This is a genomic window from Bacillus sp. JJ864 (genome assembly GCF_036963045.1).
Lineage (GTDB): Bacteria > Bacillota > Bacilli > Bacillales > Bacillaceae_G > Bacillus_A > Bacillus_A pseudomycoides_C.
The window spans coordinates 1-2,516 of record NZ_JBALLY010000052.1; the positions used below are offsets into that span (position 1 = coordinate 1).

Genomic DNA, 2,516 nt, shown 5'->3' on the forward strand with positions numbered 1-2,516 from the left:
CATATTTATTTTTGATTTATTCCTTTTGGAAGCTCTCCATTTGGACTAATCAGTGCTGCAGAAAAGTCATCTGTGAACATATTACGAATCAATGTATCTACATTAGCTTTTGTAACACTGTTTACACTTTCGATAATTTCATCTAAAGAACGGTGTTTTTTTAGAAGTAATTCATTTTTACCATTGCGGCTCATTCGACTATTTGTACTTTCTAAACTTAACATAAGATTTCCTTTTAGTTGCTCTTTACTGTTAAGTAATTCTTTTTCTGTAATACCTGTATTTTTTAATGTATCAAGTGTTTGTTGAATTGTTTCGTACAACATATCAAGTTGCTGATTGCCCGTTCCTCCGTAAATTGTTAACATCCCTGTATCTTCATAAGAAGAATGATAAGAAAATACAGAGTACGCTAACCCACGTTGCTCGCGCACTTCTTGGAACAAACGACTACTCATACTGCCGCCTAGAATATTATTCAATACAATCAGATTATAAATACTTTCATCACCCATCTGTAATCCTTTAAATCCTAAACATAAATGAGCTTGTTCTGTCTCTTTTTTGCGTGCTACTTTATTTGGATGAAAAATAGGGCTATGTACTTGTTCACGGTTTGTTGTTCCTTCATAATCTCCGAAATATTGTTCAACGATTTGAACAAATGATTCATCAATGTTACCAGCAATTGAAACAACGACATTTTCTGGCGTATAATGATTTTTCATGTATTCACGAAGCGTATCACCTGTAAACGTTTCAAGTGTTTGCTCTGTTCCTAAAATAGGATATGCCAGCGGGTGCATCTCATACGTCGCTTTCGTTAACATATCATGAACAATATCATCTGGCGTATCTTCATACATTTTAATTTCTTCAAACACAACGTTTTTTTCTTTTTTCAATTCTTCTTCAACAAATGTTGAATTAAAGAACATATCCGCTAAAATATCAAGTGCGTATTTTGCATGCTCATCTAACACTTTCGCGTAATAACATGTATATTCCTTTGATGTAAACGCATTAACTTGCCCGCCAATGCTGTCGAAGGATTCTGCAATTTCTCTAGCACTACGTGTTTTCGTTCCTTTAAAAAACATGTGTTCTAAAAAATGAGAAATCCCATTATTCTTTTCATTTTCATTTCGTGATCCCGCATGAATCCATACTCCAATTGCAACAGAACGTACTGTTGGAATATGTTCCATTACGATTCTTACTCCATTTTTACACGTATATTTTTTGATCAAAAGCCTTCCTCCTATTAACAATTTATCTGTTAAAAGATTCTATTATATAATCATAACAAGTTTAAAGACGAATGTCATGCAAATGTGTTTAATCAATACGCTTTTCATCTACTAAAGCAGATACGTTCCCTACAGTATATCCTTTTTCTTTTAGCTTTGAAATCAATGTATCAAGCGATTCCGCTGAAGAAGAAGTTGGATGCATTAAAATAATGGCACCGGGATGTACTTTACTTAATACTCTCTGGAGTAACACGTGCGGTTCTGGATGCTTCCAATCAATTGTATCCACTGTCCACATAATCGTTCCCATTTGTAACCTTGCAGCCGTATGAACAACATCGTCACGAAAACTGCCACTTGGAGGTGCAAACCAACGCACTCTTTGATTCGTTGCTGCTTCAATGACTTGATTCGTTTTTTGTAATTGTTCTTGAATTGCAGAAAGCGACAACGTTTTCATATCAGGATGCGTATACGAATGATTTCCCACTTCCTGGTCAGCATCTGCAATCATTTTTGCAAACCGTAAATTTTCTTTTACCCATCTCCCCTCTAGAAAAAAAGTTGCTTTAACATTATGCTTTTGCAGTACCTCTAACATCCGCGAAAGATATTCATTCCCCCAAGCAACATTAATAGTAAGCGCAATCATTTTTTTACTTGGATTCCCCCTATAAATCGGGGCAGGTGATAAGTCTGCTAAATGTACTTTGGGCGATACTTCTCGGTATACCAATTGTTTCTCATCAAAACTTCCCTGCTTCTTCATGTTATTATAGGAAGCTCGTATATCCACTTCTCTCCCGTTATACCCTGGCGTCGCTTTCCACACTTTATCAATACACGCATTTTGCGCTGGAATCGCATACCCTTTTGCTTTTTCTTCAATCTCTTCATACAAACGGTCTTTAGCATATGATATATGCGAAACATGTATAGCGAAGAACCATAATATAAATAAAATAATGCGAATTTTCATAAAGCACCCTCCAATAAAGTAAAACTTCCATCAGTGAAGGACCTTCCATCCCATCGACGAATAGTTAGTCCGATATCCCTTCTATTCTTTTCATGTACACCTCTTTAAACGAAAGTAATCAACAGTTTCTTTTCTTATCATTGTTAATTTAAACGTTCTCATTAAAACTATACTCTGTTATATACAAAAAAACCTTGAGATATATCCCAAGGTTTTTTACATAATAAAAAAGCTAAGGGAATCCCTTAGCTTTTCTTTTGCTTATTCTTGCTCTTGCTCTTGCT

2 protein-coding genes are annotated in these 2,516 nt (G+C 35.2%); both read right to left on the reverse strand.

Going from position 1 to position 2,516, the window contains the following annotated elements; all coding sequences use genetic code 11:
- Positions 1–5 precede the first annotated feature (5 nt).
- On the reverse strand, positions 6–1,250 hold the full coding sequence (locus V7024_RS09405; protein WP_335518741.1) for a M16 family metallopeptidase: 1,245 nt from the start codon (positions 1,248–1,250) through the stop codon (positions 6–8).
- An 88-nt stretch (positions 1,251–1,338) separates the two neighbouring features.
- A complete protein-coding gene (locus V7024_RS09410) occupies positions 1,339–2,232 on the reverse strand; it encodes a polysaccharide deacetylase family protein (protein WP_335518744.1) in 894 nt (297 codons plus the stop codon).
- Positions 2,233–2,516 lie beyond the last annotated feature (284 nt).